The 18,490-nt window shown below is 68.3% G+C and carries 17 protein-coding genes; 14 read left to right on the top strand and 3 right to left on the bottom strand.

Annotated features, from left to right (window positions below):
• The first annotated feature begins 57 nt into the window (after window positions 1-57).
• Both BLT45_RS14170 and BLT45_RS14165 read left to right on the top strand, forming a co-directional pair.
• Window positions 58-300, top strand: a complete 243-nt coding sequence (locus BLT45_RS14170; RefSeq protein ID WP_093301249.1) for a type B 50S ribosomal protein L31 — start codon at window positions 58-60, stop codon at window positions 298-300.
• Window positions 301-558: 258 nt separating this feature from the next.
• Window positions 559-1,848, top strand: a complete 1,290-nt coding sequence (locus BLT45_RS14165; RefSeq protein WP_093301246.1) for a citrate synthase — start codon at window positions 559-561, stop codon at window positions 1,846-1,848.
• 54 nt (window positions 1,849-1,902) lie between these two features.
• On the opposite strand, the gene BLT45_RS14160 is transcribed toward BLT45_RS14165, so the two are convergent.
• Window positions 1,903-2,403 carry a cysteine hydrolase family protein gene (locus BLT45_RS14160; protein ID WP_093301244.1) on the bottom strand — a complete coding sequence of 167 codons (501 nt, stop codon included), beginning with the start codon at window positions 2,401-2,403 and terminating at the stop codon, window positions 1,903-1,905.
• Between the two features lie 104 nt (window positions 2,404-2,507).
• On the opposite strand from BLT45_RS14160, the gene BLT45_RS14155 reads away from it, so the two are divergent.
• Window positions 2,508-2,912, top strand: coding sequence for an Lrp/AsnC family transcriptional regulator (locus tag BLT45_RS14155; RefSeq protein WP_093301241.1), 405 nt, complete (start codon window positions 2,508-2,510; stop codon window positions 2,910-2,912).
• Window positions 2,913-3,044: 132 nt separating this feature from the next.
• On the opposite strand, the gene BLT45_RS14150 is transcribed toward BLT45_RS14155, so the two are convergent.
• Both BLT45_RS14150 and BLT45_RS14145 read right to left on the bottom strand, forming a co-directional pair.
• Window positions 3,045-3,698: a hypothetical protein gene (locus tag BLT45_RS14150; protein WP_093301239.1), complete on the bottom strand. Its 654-nt coding sequence runs from the start codon at window positions 3,696-3,698 to the stop codon at window positions 3,045-3,047.
• Between the two features lie 101 nt (window positions 3,699-3,799).
• Window positions 3,800-6,223, bottom strand: coding sequence for a penicillin-binding protein 1A (locus BLT45_RS14145; RefSeq protein ID WP_093301236.1), 2,424 nt, complete (start codon window positions 6,221-6,223; stop codon window positions 3,800-3,802).
• Between the two features lie 216 nt (window positions 6,224-6,439).
• Here BLT45_RS14145 and BLT45_RS14140 point away from each other — a divergent pair, with 216 nt between their 5' ends.
• The 11 genes from BLT45_RS14140 to BLT45_RS14090 all read left to right on the top strand — a co-directional run bounded on the left by BLT45_RS14140 (window position 6,440) and on the right by BLT45_RS14090 (window position 18,452).
• The gene (locus BLT45_RS14140; protein ID WP_093302128.1) at window positions 6,440-7,498 is read left to right on the top strand and encodes a type IV pilus assembly protein PilM; all 1,059 of its coding nucleotides are present in this window, start codon (window positions 6,440-6,442) and stop codon (window positions 7,496-7,498) included.
• On the top strand, window positions 7,498-8,268 hold the full coding sequence (locus BLT45_RS14135) for a PilN domain-containing protein (RefSeq protein ID WP_093301233.1): 771 nt from the start codon (window positions 7,498-7,500) through the stop codon (window positions 8,266-8,268). Before BLT45_RS14140 ends, BLT45_RS14135 begins: the two co-directional genes overlap by 1 nt.
• Window positions 8,265-8,954: a type IV pilus inner membrane component PilO gene (pilO, locus tag BLT45_RS14130; protein ID WP_093301231.1), complete on the top strand. Its 690-nt coding sequence runs from the start codon at window positions 8,265-8,267 to the stop codon at window positions 8,952-8,954. The genes BLT45_RS14135 and pilO overlap by 4 nt, the downstream gene beginning before the upstream one ends.
• A gap of 11 nt (window positions 8,955-8,965) precedes the next feature.
• The gene (locus tag BLT45_RS14125; protein WP_093301228.1) at window positions 8,966-9,478 is read left to right on the top strand and encodes a pilus assembly protein PilP; all 513 of its coding nucleotides are present in this window, start codon (window positions 8,966-8,968) and stop codon (window positions 9,476-9,478) included.
• Window positions 9,479-9,492: 14 nt separating this feature from the next.
• On the top strand, window positions 9,493-11,439 hold the full coding sequence (locus tag BLT45_RS14120; protein WP_093301225.1) for a type IV pilus secretin PilQ: 1,947 nt from the start codon (window positions 9,493-9,495) through the stop codon (window positions 11,437-11,439).
• A gap of 164 nt (window positions 11,440-11,603) precedes the next feature.
• Window positions 11,604-12,617, top strand: a complete 1,014-nt coding sequence (locus BLT45_RS14115; protein ID WP_093301223.1) for an AAA family ATPase — start codon at window positions 11,604-11,606, stop codon at window positions 12,615-12,617.
• 31 nt (window positions 12,618-12,648) lie between these two features.
• Window positions 12,649-13,545: a DUF58 domain-containing protein gene (locus BLT45_RS14110; protein WP_093301222.1), complete on the top strand. Its 897-nt coding sequence runs from the start codon at window positions 12,649-12,651 to the stop codon at window positions 13,543-13,545.
• Between the two features lie 2 nt (window positions 13,546-13,547).
• Window positions 13,548-14,000, top strand: a complete 453-nt coding sequence (locus tag BLT45_RS14105; protein ID WP_093301219.1) for a DUF4381 family protein — start codon at window positions 13,548-13,550, stop codon at window positions 13,998-14,000.
• Window positions 13,997-15,019, top strand: a complete 1,023-nt coding sequence (locus BLT45_RS14100; RefSeq protein WP_093301216.1) for a vWA domain-containing protein — start codon at window positions 13,997-13,999, stop codon at window positions 15,017-15,019. The genes BLT45_RS14105 and BLT45_RS14100 overlap by 4 nt, the downstream gene beginning before the upstream one ends.
• A complete protein-coding gene (locus BLT45_RS14095; RefSeq protein WP_093302123.1) occupies window positions 15,016-16,782 on the top strand; it encodes a VWA domain-containing protein in 1,767 nt (588 codons plus the stop codon). Before BLT45_RS14100 ends, BLT45_RS14095 begins: the two co-directional genes overlap by 4 nt.
• On the top strand, window positions 16,779-18,452 hold the full coding sequence (locus BLT45_RS14090; protein ID WP_093301213.1) for a BatD family protein: 1,674 nt from the start codon (window positions 16,779-16,781) through the stop codon (window positions 18,450-18,452). Before BLT45_RS14095 ends, BLT45_RS14090 begins: the two co-directional genes overlap by 4 nt.
• Window positions 18,453-18,490: the final 38 nt, after the last annotated feature.

The following is an 18,490-nucleotide window of genomic DNA, read 5'->3' as shown; positions in this document are numbered from 1 at the left end:
CAGGGGAGGGCGGGCTACAATGCCGCTCTTCCATTCCCGCTACACGGTGTGCCCGCCATGAAGGCCGACATCCATCCCAACTACCGCGAAGTCGTCTTCCACGACGTGACCTCCGATTTCAAGTTCCTGACGCGCTCCACGCTGGGCACCAAGGAAACGACGAAGTGGGAAGACGGCAACGAATACCCGCTGATCAAGGTCGAAATCTCCTCGGCCTCGCACCCGTTCTACACGGGCAAGCACAAGGTCATCGACACCAGCGGTCGCATCGACAAGTTCCAGAAGCGCTACGCGCGCTAATCGAGCTTCGTTCGCTGTACCGGTTCGGCCGCGCCTCGTGCGCGGCCGTTCGCGTTTGTGCGACTCGTATCATGCGTGCGCCCGGAACGGTCGGTTGCACCTGCGGCCTCATTCTTTGGTCTGACTTTGGTCCCCTGTCGAGCGACGGCTCCAGAACCTGTGTGCGATAATTCGGGTCATCCAAGGTTCACTCCCTGGACTCCCGTCACACGCCGACCGGGCCTCCGGCCGGCGTTTCCCCACGAAGGAGCGCACACTGTGTCCGAACTCGACCAGGTCACGCTGAATGCGGGCGACAAGTCCGTCGTCCTGCCCGTCCTGAAACCCACGCTTGGCAACGACTGCGTCGACATCGCCAGGCTGACCAAGGAAACCGGTCTTTTCACCTACGACTCCGGTTTCACCGCGACGGCAAGCTGCAAGTCGGCCATCACCTACATCGATGGCGACAATGGCGTGCTGCTGTACCGCGGCTACCCGATCGAGCAGCTGGCCCAGCACTCGAACTTCCTGGAAGTCTCGTACCTGCTGATGAACGGCGAACTGCCGACCCCGGCCGAATTCGCCAAGTTCGAGCACGAAGTCACGCATCACACGATGATGCATGAGTCGCTGAAGAACTTCCTGCACGGCTTCCATTACGACGCGCACCCGATGGCCATGCTGGCCGGCACGGTCGCCTCGCTGTCGGCCTTCTACCACGACACGCTGGACCTGGAAGATCCGGAACAGCGCCGCCTTGCCGCGATCCGCCTGCTGGCGAAGATGCCGACCCTGGCTGCCGCCGCCTACCGTTACTCGATCGGCTGGCCGATCCGCTACCCGCGCAACAACCTCGACTACGTCGACCGCTTCCTGCACATGATGTTCGAAGTGCCGAGCGAGCCGCTGGAACTGAACCCGGTCGTCGCCAAGGCGCTGGACCTGCTGTTTATCCTGCACGCGGACCACGAGCAGAACGCCTCGACGTCGACGGTGCGCCTGGTCGGTTCGACCGGTGCCAATCCGTATGCCTCGGTCGCCGCCGGCATCACCGCGCTGTGGGGTCCCGCGCACGGCGGCGCCAACGAAGCCGTGCTGAAGATGCTGGAAGAGATCGGCGATGCGAAGAACGTCGCGTCGGCCGTCGCCAAGGCGAAGGACAAGGAGTCGGGCTTCCGCCTGATGGGCTTCGGCCACCGCGTCTACAAGAACTTCGATCCGCGCGCCAAGATCATCCGTGAGATGACCCACAAGGTGCTGGGCGAGCTGGGCGTGGACGATCCGCTGCTGGAAGTGGCGATGAGGCTGGAAGAAGCCGCGCTGAAGGACGAGTACTTCATCCAGCGCAAGCTCTATCCGAACGTCGACTTCTACAGCGGCATCATCTACAAGGCGCTGAAGATCCCGACCGAGATGTTCACCGTCATGTTCGCCATCGGCCGCACCGCCGGCTGGGTGTCGCACTGGCTGGAGCAGCAGGTCGACCCGGAAGCGAAGATCGGTCGTCCGCGCCAGATCTACACCGGCTACGCGCCGCGCGACTACGTGCCTACCGGGAAGCGCTGAGCCTCCCCGACGGCAGACGGAAGGCCCCGCAAGGGGCCTTCTGCGTTTCCGGGATCAGGCATCCGGGACCACGTCGACGCGCGTGGACAGCGCATGCAGTGCGAAGGCATGGATCGTCGCGTCCACGGTGGTCGTGCAGTCCGACAGCACGGAGACCGCATACGGTGCCGCGCCTGGCGACACGGCGGTGAATGCCACGCAGTTCTGGGTCATCATCCCGGCGATCCGCAGGCCCGCCACCCCGTCCTCGGCCAGCAAGGCCCCCAGCGAGGTCTGGTGGAAGCTGTCGGCAAACTGCTTCACCACCACCGGCGCGTCGGGTGCGGCGGCGAGGATGCGGGGATGGATCCGGGCACCCGGGCTGCCGGGCCTGAAGAAGCCGGCGTCGGCCGAAGCGGATTCATGCCGCACCAGCACGACCCGTTCGCCGCGCGCCCGTGCGCGTTCAATGGCGGCAACGGTGGCGTCGAGCACCGCTTCCGCATTCCAGAGCGGAAACGCGCCACCGGGGAAATAGTCGTTCTGCACGTCGATGATGATCAGGGCGGTGTCCATGGCTTACCTTGGGCAGTAGGGTGCGGACAGGTTAGGAAGCCGCGCCACGCCGGTGAATTGCACTCCGCAAGAATTCGCGCCGTTCCGCTTGAGGATTGGAAGACATGCCATTGGACAAGATGAGCCGGACCATCCTGGCCCACCTCGGGCGCGACGCGCGCGCCACCTGGCAGGCGCTGGGCCGCCAGGTGCACCTGACCGGGCAGGCCGTGGCGACCCGCGTGCAGCAGATGGTCGATGACGGCACGATCCGCCGCTTCACCGTCGTGCGCGGCGACCTGCGGCGTTACTTCGTCACCGTGTTCATGGACACGCCGCGTTTCGACGCCTTCGAAGCCTTTCTCCAGGCACGCGAGGACGTCGAGAGCGCAAGCAAGATCGCAGGCGAGGGCTGCTACCACGTGGTCCTCGCCTGTGAGGACGATGCGGCGCTGGATGCCTTCACCCAGGCGTTGCTGGAGTACGGCCGCTACAAGGTGGCCAGCGAGATGCGGCGCGTGAAGGACTGAGCGGCGCTTGGCGCACCTCGTCGCGGCAGGTCCAGGCGCCCGTCCTGGCCACCACGCAAGCGCGGGGCCGTCGCGGCGACGATCTCGTGCGGGAAGCCGGCCGGCTCTCGCTCGCGTCGTCGAGGCGTCAGGTCAGCGCAGGGAAGCGGACTCGTAGCCCGCGATTTCCGCCTCCGCCAACAACTCGCGCAGCTGCGTGGCCGACGCGCGCTTCATGGGCTTCTCGTCGATGGCGGACAACGGCGCCTGCCGGAGGGCGTCATGGGGCAGCACGGTCAGGTCGAAGCTAAGCTCTTCCGCGCCGAATACCCAGACCGGCAGGTCGGCGACGCGCTCCCGATCCAGGCGAAGCCGACGCGTGCGCGCTTCGGCGGGGATGCGATGCTCTTCGAGGAAGCGGGTGACCGCGTCGGGGTCGTCGCTGTGGACATGCAGCTGCACGGGCGCATTGCCGTCGGCCGTGCCGTCCAGCACCGGGCCCACCAGCCGCGGTGAAAAGGCGGAGAGGAACTCCATCGCCCGCTGCGCGGCTTCGCGCCGGCGCAGCAGGCCGGCCGCATGCGCGTCACCGACGAACAGGCGCTGGTACGTGCGCAGGGCGTCTTCGATCTCGCGGTTGCGGGGCAGCGAGGCGTCGTCGTGGATGCCGAGCCGGCTGGCCGCCTTGAGCTTGGCCTGATGGAAGTCGCGGATGCCGCCTTCCGCCATCAGGCGGGCGGCTTCGTGCGCGAGCCGCTGGCGGCGCTCTCGGGTACGGGTTTCGGCATGCTGACGGGCGTGGTGCATGGCAGGCCTCCGCGTCGAACCTGTCCCGAATGTACACCATGCCCTCGTGATGTCGATGACGGTCCGGCTGCGCCGTCATCGATCCTTCACCCGCTTGCGGATCAGAAGATGTCGAAGGCCTCTTCGTCCGGCACGGCGTCTTCGGGGCCGTACAGGTCGTAATCCTGGATGCGGTCCATGTCTTCGACCTTCACCCACTCGGTCACGCCGTTGAGCGTGGCCTGGACCATGCCGTCCGGCGGATCGTTCGAGGCGACCGGCTTGTCCTTCAGCGCCACCCGCATGTAGTCGATCCAGATCGGCAGCGCTGCCTTGCCGCCGTACTCGCGATACCCCAGCGACTGGAAGTTGTCGCGGCCGACCCACACCACGGTGGCGTACTGGCCGCCGAAGCCGCCGAACCACGCATCGCGGTGATCGTTGGTGGAGCCGGTCTTGCCGCCCACGTCCTCGCGACCCAGCACCTTCGCGGCGGTGCCCGTGCCGCGCTGGACCACGTCGCGCATCATCGACACCAGCTGATAGGCCGTGCGCTCGTCGATCGCGCGCGGCGCGGTGACGGCGTTCGGATCGGCCGGCTTCTGCTCGGCTTTCGGTGTTTCCGCCGTGGCGGGGGCCGCAGGTTTGGCGGCGGCGGGACCGAAGTTGAAACCGTCCACGACCTGGCTGGCCGGCGTACTGGCGCCGTACTGGCCCTGTCCGCAACCCCGGCAGGCGACCGCGGCGTTCTCCTTGAACACCACGTTGCCTTCGCGGTCCTTGACCTCGTCGATGAACCACGGCGTCACCCGCGAGCCGCCGTTGGCGAACACCGCATAGGCGCGCGCCACCGACAGCGGCGTCAGCGACGCGGTGCCGAGCGACATGGAAAGGTTGGGCGGCAGCTCGGACTCTTCGAAACCGAACTGGCTGATGTAGGTGCGCGCGAAGGGCACGCCGATCCCGTCCAGCAGGCGCACCGACACCAGGTTGCGCGACTGCACCAGGGCCTCGCGCAGGCGCATCGGTCCGCGGAAGCCGCCGCCGTCGTTCTGCGGGCGCCACATGTGGCCGCGGCGATCGCGGAACACGACCGGTGCGTCGAGCACGATCGAGGCCGGGTTGAAGCCCTTCTCGAACGAGGCGGCGTACAGGAACGGCTTGAAGCTGGAGCCCGGTTGCCGCCTCGCCTGGGTGGCGCGGTTGAATTTGTTGCCGGCGAAGCTGTAGCCGCCGACCAGCGCCCGCAGGGCGCCGTTGCCGGCATCCAGCGAGACCAGGGCCGCCTGGGCGCGCGGAATCTGGTCGATGACGTAGCTGCCCTCTTCCTTGCCCGCCTTGATGCGGGTCAGGTCTCCCCGCTTGAACAGCTTGGCCGGCGTGCGGCCGGTCCACTTGCTGGCGGCCGCCGGCAGGGTGAGTTCCTTGCCGTCCGCCATGACGACCGTCGCGCCGCCATCGTCGTGCGTGCGGGCGACGACCACCGGTTGCAGGCCGTTCTGGGCAGGGACGCCGCGCAGGTGGGTGGCCAGCGTGGCGGCATCCGCATCGGCGGCCACATCGAAATGCGCTTCCACGCCGTTCCAGCCATGGCGATGGTCGTACAGCCCCAGGCCGTCGCGGACGGCCGCGTTGGCGGCGTCCTGCAGGGGGGCATCCAGCGTGGTGGTGACGTGATAGCCCTTGGTCAGCGCCTCGGGCCCGAAGCGCGCGATCATTTCCTGGCGCACCATTTCGGACACGTACGGCGCGTAGACCTCGATCGGCCGCTCGTGCGGCTTGGCGTGCATCGGTTCGGCCTTGGCCGCCGCGGCCTCCGCGGCGGTGATGTAGCCGTCCTCGCGCATGCGTTCCACGACATACGCACTGCGCTGCTGGTTGCGGCCGGGGTTGCTGATCGGGTTGCCGCTGGACGGGAACTTCAGCGCGCTCACCAGGGTGGCGGCCTCGGCCAGGCTCAGCTGGTCCAGGCGCTTTCCGTAGTAGTACTCCGCGGCCGCGGCCACGCCGTAGGAGCGATTACCGAAGAAGCTCTTGTTGAGGTAGAGCTCGAGGATCTCGTCCTTGGTCAGCATCTTCTCGATGCGGACCGCCAGCATCATCTCCACCAGCTTGCGGGTATAGCTGTATTCCGAGCTCAGGAACCACTGCCGCGCGACCTGCTGGGTGATGGTGCTGCCACCCGCCACGCGGCCTTCCTTGCGGCTGGCGATCTGCCAGACCGCGCGCGCGATGCCGGTGGGATCCACGCCGTTGTGCTCGTAGAACTTGCTGTCCTCGGCGGCGATGAAGGCCTGCTTGACCCGGGGGGGGACCTGGTCGATCCGGACCGGATACCGGCGGATCTCGCCGTACAGTCCCATCAGGCGGCCATCGCTGGCGTAGATGTAGAGGGGTTCCTGCAGCTCGACGTTCCGCAGGGCCTGGACGTCCGGGACTTTGGACGAGACCGTGTAGTAGAGCACCCCCAGGCCGACCGCGCCGGCCAGGGCAAGTATCAGGAACGTGATGAGGGTCCAACGGAGAAGACGACGGAACCGGGACATCCAGTGCTTTCCGATTGCAGAATTCGTGGCGGCAGAGTATAGATGACCGCCGGGATCGCCACAGGTGATCCCAAGGGGAACAGGGACTTGGGGAACAACCCTCGTGAAACGTGACAAGCCGCACAGCCACGTCAACGGCGGTTGCCAAGCGTAAAAACTTGGTTATTAATGTGGGCGCGCGTCGTGCGCCTTGTGCCCGTCGGAAGGGGAAAGACCGTGGGGCTACTCCCAAAAAGCCAATCGCCGCTGATCGGCGTCGATATCAGTTCGACTGCGGTGAAACTGCTGCAGCTGTCGCGCGTGGGCAACCGTTTCAGGGTTGAACACTACGCCGTCGAGCCGCTGCCGCCGAATGCCGTGGTCGAGAAGAACATCGTGGAAGTCGAAGCGGTCGGCGAGGCCATCCGTCGCGCCGTGAACCGGGCCGGCAGCAAGGCCAAGCATGCGGCCGCGGCCGTCGCCGGTTCGGCGGTGATCACCAAGATCATCCCGATGCCCGCGGACCTGGACGAAAGCGATCTGGAGGCCCAGGTCGAGCTCGAGGCCGTCAATTACATCCCGTACCCGATCGAGGAAGTGAACATCGATTTCGAGGTGCTGGGTCCGATGCCCAACAATCCCGAGATGGTGCAGGTCCTGCTGGCCGCGTCCCGCTCGGAGAACGTCGAGCTTCGCCAGTCCGCGCTCGAACTGGGCGGATTGACCGCCAAGGTCATGGACGTGGAGGCCTTCGCGGTCGAGAACGCCTTCGCCCTGATGGCCAACGACCTGCCGGTCCCGCAGGACGGCGTGGTCGCCCTCGTCGATATAGGCGCCACGATGACCACCCTCAACGTCTTGCGCCGCGGGCGCAGCCTGTACAGCCGCGAACAGGTGTTCGGCGGCAAGCAGCTCACCGACGAAGTCATGCGCCGCTACGGCTTGACCTACGAGGAAGCCGGCCTGGCCAAGCGCCAGGGCGGTCTGCCGGAAAGCTACGAAGTCGAAGTGCTGGAGCCTTTCAAGGAAGCGACCGTCCAGCAGGTCAGCCGCCTGTTGCAGTTCTTCTACGCGGGCAGCGAGTTCAACCGCGTCGATCAGATCGTCCTGGCCGGCGGTTGCGCCGCGCTGGCCGGCCTGCCGGAAATGGTCGAAGAACAGCTGGGCGTGCCCACGGTCGTCGCCAATCCGCTGGCGCAGATGACGCTCGGTCCGCGCGTGCAGGCGCACGCGCTGGCCCAGGACGCGCCCGCGCTGATGATCGCCACCGGCTTGGCTTTGAGGAGCTTCGACTGATGGCAAGAATCAACCTACTCCCGTGGCGCGCGGAGCGTCGCGCCCAGCGGCAGCGCGAGTTCTACGTGATGCTAGGGGCCGCGGCCATCGCCGGCCTGCTGCTGTCCTTCCTGCTGTGGTTCCACTACGACCGCCAGGTGGCGGGGCAGACTGTCCGCAACGACTTCCTGAAGGCCGAGATCGCCACCGTCCAGGCGCAGAACAAGGAAATCGAGCGTCTGGACGAGCAGAAGCGTCGTCTGCTGGCGCGCAAGGAAGTGATCGAGAAGCTGCAGGCGAACCGCTCGCAGATGGTGCACCTGTTCGATTCGCTGGTCCGGACCATCCCCGACGGCGTGATGCTGGGCAACATCAAGCAGGATGGCGAAGTACTGACGCTCGAAGGCCGCGCGCAGTCCAACGCCCGGGTGAGCGCGTACATGCGCAATCTCGAGACGTCGGGCTGGATGACCAAGCCCGAGTTGTCGATCATCGAAGCCAAGCCCGAAGAGGTCAAGACACTGACCAACACGGGTGCGGGCCGTGCGCTGCCCTACGTGTTCAAGCTGACGGTCCGCCTGGCGAACCCGACCGCCGAACAGGAAGCGGAAACGGCCGCTGCCGGTGCCGCCCAGACGGCACCGGGTGCCGCGCCGGCCGCGCCGCTGGAGGGCCAGCCTTCGGCACCCGCGACGCCTGCACCCGCAGCGCCCGCACCTGCAGCGCCCGCGAATCCGCCGCCAGCCGCGCCGGCCGGTAACACTCCCCCGGCCACCGGGAGCGCCTCATGAGCCAGAAGAAGCAGTCGCTCAAGAACCTGGACATCAACAACATCGGCGCCTGGCCGCAGAACGCCAAGATCGGCTTCTGCGTGATCGTCGCACTGTTCATCCTGGCGTTCGCCTACTTCCTTTTCATCAAGGGAAAGACCGAAACGCTGGACGGACTGGAGCAGGAGGAAGTGCGCCTGCGCCAGGACTTCGAGAAGGAACAGGCCAAGGCCGCCAACCTCGAACCGCTCAAGCAGCAGCTCGCCCAGATGGAGCAGGTGCTCCAGCAGATGCTGCGCCAGCTCCCGAGCAAGACCGAGATGCCCGACCTGATCATCGACATCTCCCAGACCGCGCTTTCCAGCGGATTGGCCAACGAGCTGTTCCAGCCGGAGCCGGAGACGCTGAAGGAGTTCTACGCCGAGAAGCCGATCCAGCTTCGCATGGTGGGCAACTACCACCAGTTCGGTGCCTTCGTCAGCGGCGTGGCCTCGCTGCCGCGCGTGGTGATCCTGACCATGCATGACATCTCGCTGAAGCCGAAGGAAGGCAAGGGCGGCGTCAACCGCGGCGCGCTCGAACTGTCTGGTACGGTGAAGACCTACCGGTACCTCGACGAGAAGGAAGTCGCCGATCAGGAAGCCGCGGCCGCTGCCGCCGCAGGCGGCCAGACAACGCCCGCGCCCGCAGCAGGGGGAGCACCATGATCCGCGTTGACATGCGTTGGTTGATGCTGGGCGTGCTTGTATGCGTGGGCGGCTGCGCCCGCGGCATCACCAGTACCCCTGGCGATGCCCCCAACCTCGAAAGCTGGGTGGCCGACGTGCGCGCGCGACCCGCGCCGCCGCTCGATCCGTTGCCCGTGATGCAGCAGTTCGAAACCTTCGAGTACGCCGCGCAGACGCTGCGCGATCCATTCAGCGATGCCTGGAACAACGCGGAGGGAGGCGGCCTGCGGCCGGATCCGAACCGCCGCAAGGAAACGCTGGAACAGTATCCGCTGGACAGCCTCGACATGGTCGGCACGATCGGCAAGGGTGCGGCTCTGGTGGCACTGGTGATGGGGCCCGACAAGGTCACCTACCGGGTACGTCCGGGGAACTACCTGGGGCAGAGCGATGGCCGGGTCACCTCGGTCCGCGATGATGGCTTGGAACTTGTCGAACTAGTGCCGGATGGCGCAGGTGGCTGGCTGGAACGGCCGGCGTCCATCGCGCTTGAAGATCAATGATTGGGGGATACACGATGACCGCTTCGAACGCCTACCGCCTGCGGCCGTCCCGGCGCCTGGCCACCCTCCGGGCCTGCTCTCTGGGATTGGCCATCGGCCTGCTGGCCGCCGCCAGCGCCGCCGGCGCCACGCCCGCGGGTGAGCAGGCAAACGCACCCGTCGCTTCCGCCAAACAGGCGCAGGCGGTATCGGTGTCCAACATCGACTTCCGTCGAGGGGAAGATGGCGCGGGCCGCCTGATCCTCAAGTTCGATGGCCAGGGCGCCGCACCCGACCTGCGCAACCAGGGCGACAGCGTCGTCGTGGACGTCGGCAACGCGACGCTTCCCGCTTCGCTGCAGCGGCCCCTGAACGTGGTCGACTTCGCCACGCCGGTCCAACGCGTCGAAGCGCAGTCGAAGGCAGGTGGCACGCAGCTCGTACTGAGCACGCGGGGCGAGTTCGAATCGCTCGCCTACCAGTCGGGCAACGAATACGTCGTGGAGATCGTGCCGCGCGCCGGCCAGAAAGCCGTCGGCGGCCCGAGCGCCACCGCCGGGACCAGTTCCTCGGCGATCGTGGCCGCGGCGCAGAAGGTTGCCAGCGAGGCACGCCGCTATGGCGGCCGGCCGGTGACGTTCAACTTCCAGGATGTGCCGGTGCGGACCGTCCTGCAGCTGATCGCCGAGGAATCCAACCTCAACATCGTCGCCTCCGACACCGTGCAGGGCAACGTCACCCTGCGCCTGGTCAACGTGCCGTGGGACCAGGCGCTGGATATCGTGCTGCGCGCCAAGGGTCTGGACAAGCGTCGCGACGGCAACGTCGTGTGGGTCGCGCCCCAGCCCGAGCTTGCGAAGTTCGAGCAGGACAAGGAAGACGCGCGCATCGCGATCGAGAACCGCGAAGACCTGATCACGGACTACGTCCAGATCAACTACCACTCGGCCAGCGCGATCTTCAAGGCGCTGACGGAAGCCAAGGGTGTCGGCAACACCGGCGGCGGCGGCGGTAGCGGCGGCGGCAACCAGAACGAGAACGGGTTCCTGTCGCAGCGAGGCCGTCTGGTCGCCGACGAACGCACCAACACGCTGATGATCAGCGACATCCCGAAGAAGGTCGCGCAGATGCGCGAACTGATCGCGGTGATCGACAGGCCCGTCGACCAGGTGCTGATCGAAGGCCGCATCGTGATCGCCACCGATACCTTCGCCCGCGATCTGGGCGCGAAGTTCGGCATCATGGGCAAGCGTACGGGTGACCGTACGCAGGCTATCAGCGGCACCATCGGTGGCAACGTGACCATCGTGAACGACAACGTCTGGCCCGTGGATGTCGAGGGTGACACAGGTAGCGATGGCTTGAACGTCAACCTGCCCGCCGGCACCTTCACCACCAACCCGGCCAGCAGCATCGCGTACACGCTGCTGGGTCGGAACTTCAACCTGGACCTCGAGCTTTCCGCTCTGCAGGAAGAGGGTCGTGGCGAAGTGATTTCCAACCCGCGCCTGGTGACGACCAACCAGCGCGAGGCCGTGATCAAGCAGGGTCGCGAAGTGGGTTACCTGACCATTACGGGGTCGGGTAGCGGCGGCGGAGCGGCGGTACCTACCGTGCAGTTCAAGGAAGCTCTGCTCGAGTTGAAGGTCATTCCGACGATCACCGACGACAACCGCGTCTTCCTCAATCTCAACGTGAAAAAGGACGAGGTCCTGCGCTTCATCAGCCTGGGTCAGTTTGGCCAGGTGCCGGAACTGGCTCGCCGCGAGATCAACACTGCCGTGCTGATCGAGGACGGCCAGACCGTCGTGATCGGTGGCGTGTACGAATTCAGTGACCGCACCAGCATCGCCAAGGTGCCTTTCCTGGGCGATATCCCCTTCCTGGGCAACCTCTTCAAGAAGAAGGGTCGCAGCAAGGAGAAGGCGGAACTGCTGATCTTCGTCACTCCGAAGGTCCTGCGCGTGGCCGAGCGCCGCTGAGCCAGACGCAGACGGTTCGACAGATCCGAAGAAAGGGGGCCTCGGCCCCCTTTTCTTTTCGTGTATCCGCTACCTGAATCGGCCTGTCCCGTGCCGATGGTCCTGTGAACCAACAGGGCGCGGGTGGGTCAAAATCGGCCTCTGTTCCGACTTCCGGCCTTTCCATGGACTCCACTTCCGGCATCACCGACCCCGCCGCGGATGGGCAGGCAGCGCTGCATGCCGCCTTCACGCGCCTGCGTGAAGACCTGTCGCGGACCATCGTGGGCCAGGCCGCGCTGGTGGAGCGCCTGCTGATCGCGCTGCTGGCGGATGGCCACCTGCTCGTCGAAGGCGCGCCGGGCCTGGCGAAGACGACCGCGATCCGTGCGCTGGCCTCGCGCCTGCAGGCGGAATTCGCGCGCGTGCAATTCACCCCCGACCTGCTGCCGGCGGACCTGACCGGAACCGAGGTCTGGCGCCCGCAGGAAGGGCGCTTCGAATTCCAGGCAGGACCGGTGTTCCATCCGTTGCTGCTGGCGGATGAGATCAACCGTGCGCCGGCCAAGGTGCAGTCCGCGCTGCTGGAGGCGATGGGCGAGCGCCAGGTGACCGTGGGCCGGCACACGTATCCGTTGCCTGCGCTGTTCCTGGTGATGGCCACGCAGAACCCGATCGAGCAGGAGGGCACGTTCCCGCTACCGGAAGCGCAGCTGGACCGCTTCCTGATGCACGTGAAGATCGGCTATCCGGAAGCGGCGGCGGAGGCCGACATCCTGCGGCTGGCGCGCGATCGCGCCCGCGACGAGATGCAGGCGGTGCCGGCCGTCATCGAGCGCATGCCGCTGGAGGACGTCTTCCGCGCCCGTGCCCACGTGCTGGACCTGCACCTCGCACCGGCGCTGGAGCGCTACCTGATCGAACTCGTCCTGGCCTCGCGCAATGCCACGCGTTACGACGCCGCGCTCGCGCGACGCATCGCCTGGGGCGCAAGCCCCCGTGGTTCGATCGCGCTGGAGCGCTGCGCGCGTGCGCGTGCTTGGCTGGCGGGGCGCGATTACGTCACGCCGGACGACATCCGCGCGATCGCGCCCGACGTGCTGCGCCACCGCGTGCTGCCCAGCTATGAGGCCACCGCCGAAGGCTGGGATGGCGACCGGTTGGTGAAGGCGCTGCTGGACGTAGTGCCCTTGCCCTGACCGCAGCGCTGCACGCCCCGACCCCCTACGCATGAGCGACGGCATCCTTCCCACGCTGCAGGAACTGATCGCCCTGCGCGCCAGCGCGCAGCGGCGGCCGCCCGCGCGCCGGGGCCGGCACTCCGTCACCGGCCCCTCGGCTTCGCCGTTGCGGGGGCGAGGCATGGAATACGCCGAGTCGCGCGAGTACGTGGCCGGCGACGACGTGCGCCACATCGACTGGCGCCTGACCGCGCGCAGCGGCCGCACCCACACCAAGCTCTTCCAGGCCGAACGCGAACGGCTGACGCTGATCGTGGCCGACACCTCGCCGTTGCTGTACTTCGGCACGCGGACCCGCTTCAAGTCCGTGCAGGCGGCGCGCGCAGGGGCGGTCGCCGCGTGGCAGGCCGTGCGCGAGGGCGACCGGCTGGCGATCCTGCGGGGTAGCGCGACCGAAGCCCCGGTGCCGCCGGCGTCGGGAACGCGCGGTGCGCTGCGTGTGCTGGACGCGCTGGTCCGCTGGTACGCAAAGCCCCCCGCGGACGATCTCGGCCTCGCGTTCGCCCTCGACCACGCCGCGCGCCTGCTTCGTCCGGGCTCGCGCCTGCTGGTCCTGGCGGATCCCCACAGCGTAGCGAGCATCCCGGACACGCGCTGGACCGCCCTGGCCGCACATCACGATGTGGTGGTGCTCCTGCTGACCGACCCGCTGGAGACGGACCCGCCTTCGCGCCCGCTGCCGTTCGCCACGGGTGACCGACGGATCGAACTGGATCTTGCCAGCCAGGCGCAGCGCGATGCGTGGCGAAGCGAATTCCAGGCGCCGCTGGAACGCGCGCTGGATCGCCTGCCCTCGCGCGGCGTGCAGGTGCACACGTTGTCCACCGAGGCCGCCAGCGATGCCTGGTTGGTGGCGCTCGGCCGCGCGCAGCCGCAGGTGGCCTGAGCGTGGCGCCGGATACGCTGGTCCTCCGCGATGTGCACGTGCCGCCGGCACCGTCATGGTGGCCGCCCGCGGCGGGCTGGTGGCTGGTCGCGGCCGGTCTCGTGCTGGTGCTGCTGGGCGTCGGCGCATGGCGCTGGCACCGGCATCGGCGCCGCCAGCGCTGGCAGCGATGGTTCGACGCGGTGCCGCAGGGGAGGACGTCGGCCGAACAGGTCGCTGCCGTCTCGGAGCTGCTGCGCCGGGCCGCGCGACGCGTGTCGCCCGCCGCTGACCGCCTCGAGGGCGAGGCGTGGTTGCAGTTCCTCGATGGCAAGCAGGGGCGCACCTTCAGCGAAGGCCCCGGGCGGGTGCTGCTCGACGGTGGCTACCGTCGCGATGTCGCGCCTGCCGAGCTGGCCGCGGCGCTCGCGGTGGCGCGGGTGCGTTTCCTCGAGTTGATGGCCGCGAAGCGATGAGCGTTTCGCTGCCGACGCTGCAGTTGCTCCAGGACGGCTACGCCGGGTTCGCCTGGCCCTGGGCATGGCTGGTATTTCCGCTGCCCTGGCTGGTGCGTTGGGCATTGCCTCCGCGACGCGCGCAGTCGGATGCCCTCAAGGTGCCGTACGGCAGTGCCGTGCAGGCGATCGCCGCACAGGGTGGGCGAGGGTTGCACGGACGCGGCGCGGCATTGGCGTGGCTGGTGTGGTTCCTGTTGTGTGCGGCCGTCGCGCGTCCCCAGCAATTCGGCGACGCGGTGACGCCGCCGGTGAGTGGGCGCGACCTGATGCTTGCGGTCGACCTCTCGGGGAGCATGACCGAGCCCGACATGGAATTGGGCGGCACGGTCGTCGATCGCCTGACCGCGGCGAAAGCCGTGCTCGCCGACTTCCTCGACCGTCGCGACGGTGATCGCGTCGGCCTTCTGGTGTTCGGCCAGCGTGCCTATGCGATGACGCCGCTGACGCGTGACCTGCAGACCGTGCGCGAGCAGTTGCGCGACGCCGTGGCCGGTTTGGCGGGTCGGGAGACCGCGATCGGCGATGCCATCGCACTCGCCGTGCGCCGCCTGCGCACGCAGGAGGACGGCCAGCGTGTCCTGATCCTGCTGACCGATGGCGTGAATTCCGCCGGTGTGCTGACCCCACAGAAAGCGGCGGAGCTGGCGAAGGAGGAGCGCGTGCGCATCCATACCATCGCCTTCGGCAGCGACGGCGGGATGAGCCTGTTCGGCATTCCGCTGCCTATGCCCGCCAGCTCGCCGGAAGACATCGACGAAGCGACCCTGCGCGATGTCGCCGCGCAGACCGGTGGACGCTTTTACCGTGCGCGCGACACCAACGAATTGGCAGGCATCTACGCCGAACTGGACCGGTTGGAGCCGGTCCAGCAGGCGGGCAAGGCCGTGCGTCCGCGCATCGAGCGCTATCAGTGGCCCTTGGCGGCGGCACTCGGTTTCGCGCTGCTCGCGTTCGCGTGGCCGCGGAGGCGCGCATGAGCGCCTTCTGGAACGCGCTGCATTTTCTGCGCCCGCACTGGCTGTGGGCCTTGCTCGCGCTGCCGCTGCTGGCCTGGTGGTGGCGTGTGCAGCGGCACCGCCTGAACGCGTGGCAGGGCCATGTGGACGCGCATCTGTTGCAGCATCTGCTGGTGCGGGGCGGTGGTGCGGCGCGCGCGGGGATGATCGTGGCCGCGTTGGCGTACGCGCTCGCGGTGCTCGCGCTCGCCGGGCCGAGCTGGCGGCAGGGCGACCAGCCGCTGTGGCAGGCCCAGCGACCGCTGGTGGTGGTGCTGGATCTTTCCAGCCGGATCACGACGTCGGACCTGCCACCGTCGCGACTCCTGCAGGCGCGGGCGAAGCTGGCGCGCCTGCTCGACGCGCGCGCCGGCAGTCCGGTCGCGTTGGTCGCCGTCGCGGACGATGCGTTCACGGTCGCGCCGATGACCGACGACGCGGCCAACATCCGCCTCTACCTCGACGAGCTGTCGCCGGAGATCATGCCGGTGGACGGCCAGCGCGCCGATCGCGGCATCGCCTCGGCAGCGCGCCTATTGGCGCAGGCAGATTTCCGCAACGGCGACATCCTCGTACTCACCGATCAGGCCGGTGACGGCGCTGCAAACGCCGCCGCCGAGGCGCGCGCACAAGGCTACCTGGTGTCCGTGCTCGGCCTGGGCACGGCCGCAGGTGCGGCGTATCGCAGCAACGACGGCACCATCGGCCATGCGGCGCTGGACGCCTCATCGCTGCGTGCAATGGCCGCGGCCGGCGGCGGGCGCTACGAACCGGCAACCCCCGACAACGGCGATCTCGCTGCGCTTGGCGTGGCATCGCCGGCGCTGGAGACCGTGGGTGCGTCGGCGACACCCGGTGGCGGCAAGGCGTGGCGCGACGAAGGCTACTGGCTGCTGATCCCGCTGATGGCGCTGGCATTGTTGTGGTTCCGGCGCGGCGCCGCGCTGATCCTCGTCGGCGCCTTGTGGCTGCCGATGGCATCGCCTGCGCAGGCCGCCGGCATCGACTGGTGGCAGCGCGGCGACCAGGCCACGCATGCGCGCCTCGAAAAGGGCGCCGACGCCTATCGCCAGGGCGACTACCCGACGGCCGAACAGGCGTTCAACGGCATCGACACGGCCGAGGGCCAGTACAACCTGGGCAATGCCTTGGCGAAGCAGCAGCGCTACGACGATGCGGTCGCCGCTTACGACCGCGCGCTGCGGCTGCAGCCGGGCATGGCCGATGCGGTCGCGAACCGTGCCGCGGTGGATGCGGCCCGCAAGCGACCGCCTTCGCCGGGTGACGGGCAGGGCAAGCCCGGTCAACAGGGCAGCGGCGATCAGGCATCCTCGGGCGCGAAGGGCGATCCTTCCGAAGGGAAGAAAGCGGGCCAGCCGCAGCCGGCGTCTCCTTCTTCGCAAAGCGCATCGACGCCGCCCTCGGGCAAGCCGGGCCAGGCGCAGGCGGGGAAGGACGCACAGCCGCCGCGCACGCCGCCGAAGGCATCGCCCGATCCTGCGGCGCAAGCCGCGGCCGATGCCGCCCAGCGCGAACGCATGCGCGCCGCCGTGGGCGAACAGAAGGGGTCGCGCACCCAACCGGCGTCGAAGGACGCCGCCGCGACGCAGGCCGAGACCGCCGAGCAGCGCGAGCGCCGGCAGGCGGTCGATGCGTGGCTGCGTCGCGTGCCGGACGAACCCGGCTCGCTGCTCAAGGCGAAGTTCCGGCTCGAATACGAGCGCCGGCAGAAGGAAGGACGATGAAGCGCCGTATCTGGATCCTGTTGGCCCTGCTGATCTGGCCGCTGTCGACGCTCGCGGCGCCGCGGGCGTGGCTGGAGCAGACCCAGGTCGCGCTCGGCCAGGCGGTCACGCTCAACGTGGAGACGGATGCCGTGTCCGCTACGCCCGACCTCACGCCGCTGATGCGTGATTTCGAAGTGGAGGGACAGTCCGACAGCCGCAGCGTGCGGCTGGTGAACGGGCGCATGAGCACCAGCACCACGTTCTCGCTGACCCTTCGGCCGCGCCGCGCCGGCACGCTGGCGATTCCCGCGCTGCAGGTCGGCAACGAACGCACGGCGCCGCTGGTGCTGGAGGTCAGTGCGACCGCCACGGCGCGTGCCGCGTCCAATGGCCTGGTGTTCGTCGAGACCGAAGTCGACGATGCCAGCCCTTATGTGCAGCAATCCGTCGGCGTCACCGTGCGCCTGTACTACGCGACGCCGCTGGTATCGGGGCAGCTCGACCTGGATCCGCCCGACGGCGCGCTGCTGCAGCGCGTGGGCGAGATCGTGCAATCCAGTCGCGAGATCGACGGGCGTCGCTACAGCACGGCCGAGCGCCGCTTCCTGCTGGTCCCCGAGCGCAGCGGCACGCTGACCCTGCCGGGTGCCCGCTTCGAGGGGCGCGGCGCCGGTGGCTGGATGGACGACCTGCTCGGCGGCAACAGTCGCGAGGTGAACATCACGGGCGCGCCACGCGCATTGCAGGTCCGCGCGCAACCGGCGGGCGCACCACAACCGTGGCTGCCCGTGCGCGATCTGCGCTTGCGCTACACCGCCGTTCCGCAGCAGTTGCGCACCGGCGAGGCGGCCACGCTCAGCATCGAGACGACCGTCGTCGGCGCGACCCAATCGCAGTTGCCGGAACTTCCCGCCCCCTCGATTCCGGGCGCGCAGGTGTTCGCGGAGCCGCCGCAGTACGACGAACGTTTCGTCGGTGGCACCCCGCAGGTCACGCTGACCCGCCGCTATTCGATCGTGCCGTCGCAGGCGGGCACGCTGGCGATCCCGGGCGCTGCGATGGCGTGGTGGGACGTGCGCGCGGGCGCGTCGCGGCGCGCGACGCTTCCCGACCTGAGCCTGCCCGTCGTGGTCGGAACCGGCGCACCATCATCCCCACCTGTCGCAGGCGCGTCGTCGGGCGTGGCCGCATCGGCTGCCGGGACCGACGACATCCTGCTCGAAAGCGAACGACGGCTGCCTGCCCATCTGTGGCCGTGGCTCGCCGCCGGCTTCGCGGTGTTGTGGCTGGCCACGCTGCTGTGGGGCCTGACGCGTCACGGATCGGCCGCATCGACCGAGCGTGCACGCGGTCGTGATGATGCCGGCACGGCGTCGGCGCTGCCGCCGGCCACGCACACCGCGGCCGACCTCAAACGCGTGCTGGACGCGGGCGATCTCGACGACATCGAGGACGTGCTGCGCGGCATGGCCCGGCCGAAGGCCGTGGACCTCGACGACCTGCACCGCCGGCTCGCATCGTCCGCCCAACGCGGTGCCGTCGATCTGCTGCGTCGCGCCCGGTGGGCCGGAGGCGACGCCGCGCAGGCGCGGGCGGCGTTGCGAGAAGCCTTCCGTGGCGGACCCCGATGGCACACCGAAGCGCGTGCCGCCGTGGACGAAACCCTCCCTCCGCTGTATCCGCGGTAAGGGAAACCGAGCCGACGTTCGTCATCTTCCTGGCGATG

Source organism: Pseudoxanthomonas sp. CF385 (assembly GCF_900104255.1).
GTDB lineage: Bacteria > Pseudomonadota > Gammaproteobacteria > Xanthomonadales > Xanthomonadaceae > Pseudoxanthomonas_A.
The sequence above is the reverse complement of the archived record's forward strand: the minus strand, read 5'-3'. Positions and strand labels throughout refer to the sequence as shown.

Bases quoted from the DNA above. Each gene is read 5' to 3' on its own strand.
- BLT45_RS14115 (WP_093301223.1), top strand. From the start codon at position 11,604: ATGGACTCCACTTCCGGCATCACCGACCCCGCCGCGGATGGGCAGGCA.
- BLT45_RS14160 (WP_093301244.1), bottom strand. From the start codon at position 2,403: ATGGACACCGCCCTGATCATCATCGACGTGCAGAACGACTATTTCCCC.
- BLT45_RS14120 (WP_093301225.1), top strand. From the start codon at position 9,493: ATGACCGCTTCGAACGCCTACCGCCTGCGGCCGTCCCGGCGCCTGGCC.
- BLT45_RS14100 (WP_093301216.1), top strand. From the start codon at position 13,997: ATGAGCGTTTCGCTGCCGACGCTGCAGTTGCTCCAGGACGGCTACGCC.
- BLT45_RS14135 (WP_093301233.1), top strand. From the start codon at position 7,498: ATGGCAAGAATCAACCTACTCCCGTGGCGCGCGGAGCGTCGCGCCCAG.
- BLT45_RS14110 (WP_093301222.1), top strand. From the start codon at position 12,649: ATGAGCGACGGCATCCTTCCCACGCTGCAGGAACTGATCGCCCTGCGC.
- BLT45_RS14090 (WP_093301213.1), top strand. From the start codon at position 16,779: ATGAAGCGCCGTATCTGGATCCTGTTGGCCCTGCTGATCTGGCCGCTG.
- BLT45_RS14150 (WP_093301239.1), bottom strand. From the start codon at position 3,698: ATGCACCACGCCCGTCAGCATGCCGAAACCCGTACCCGAGAGCGCCGC.
- BLT45_RS14125 (WP_093301228.1), top strand. From the start codon at position 8,966: ATGCGTTGGTTGATGCTGGGCGTGCTTGTATGCGTGGGCGGCTGCGCC.
- BLT45_RS14155 (WP_093301241.1), top strand. From the start codon at position 2,508: ATGCCATTGGACAAGATGAGCCGGACCATCCTGGCCCACCTCGGGCGC.
- BLT45_RS14170 (WP_093301249.1), top strand. From the start codon at position 58: ATGAAGGCCGACATCCATCCCAACTACCGCGAAGTCGTCTTCCACGAC.
- BLT45_RS14095 (WP_093302123.1), top strand. From the start codon at position 15,016: ATGAGCGCCTTCTGGAACGCGCTGCATTTTCTGCGCCCGCACTGGCTG.
- pilO (WP_093301231.1), top strand. From the start codon at position 8,265: ATGAGCCAGAAGAAGCAGTCGCTCAAGAACCTGGACATCAACAACATC.
- BLT45_RS14145 (WP_093301236.1), bottom strand. From the start codon at position 6,223: ATGTCCCGGTTCCGTCGTCTTCTCCGTTGGACCCTCATCACGTTCCTG.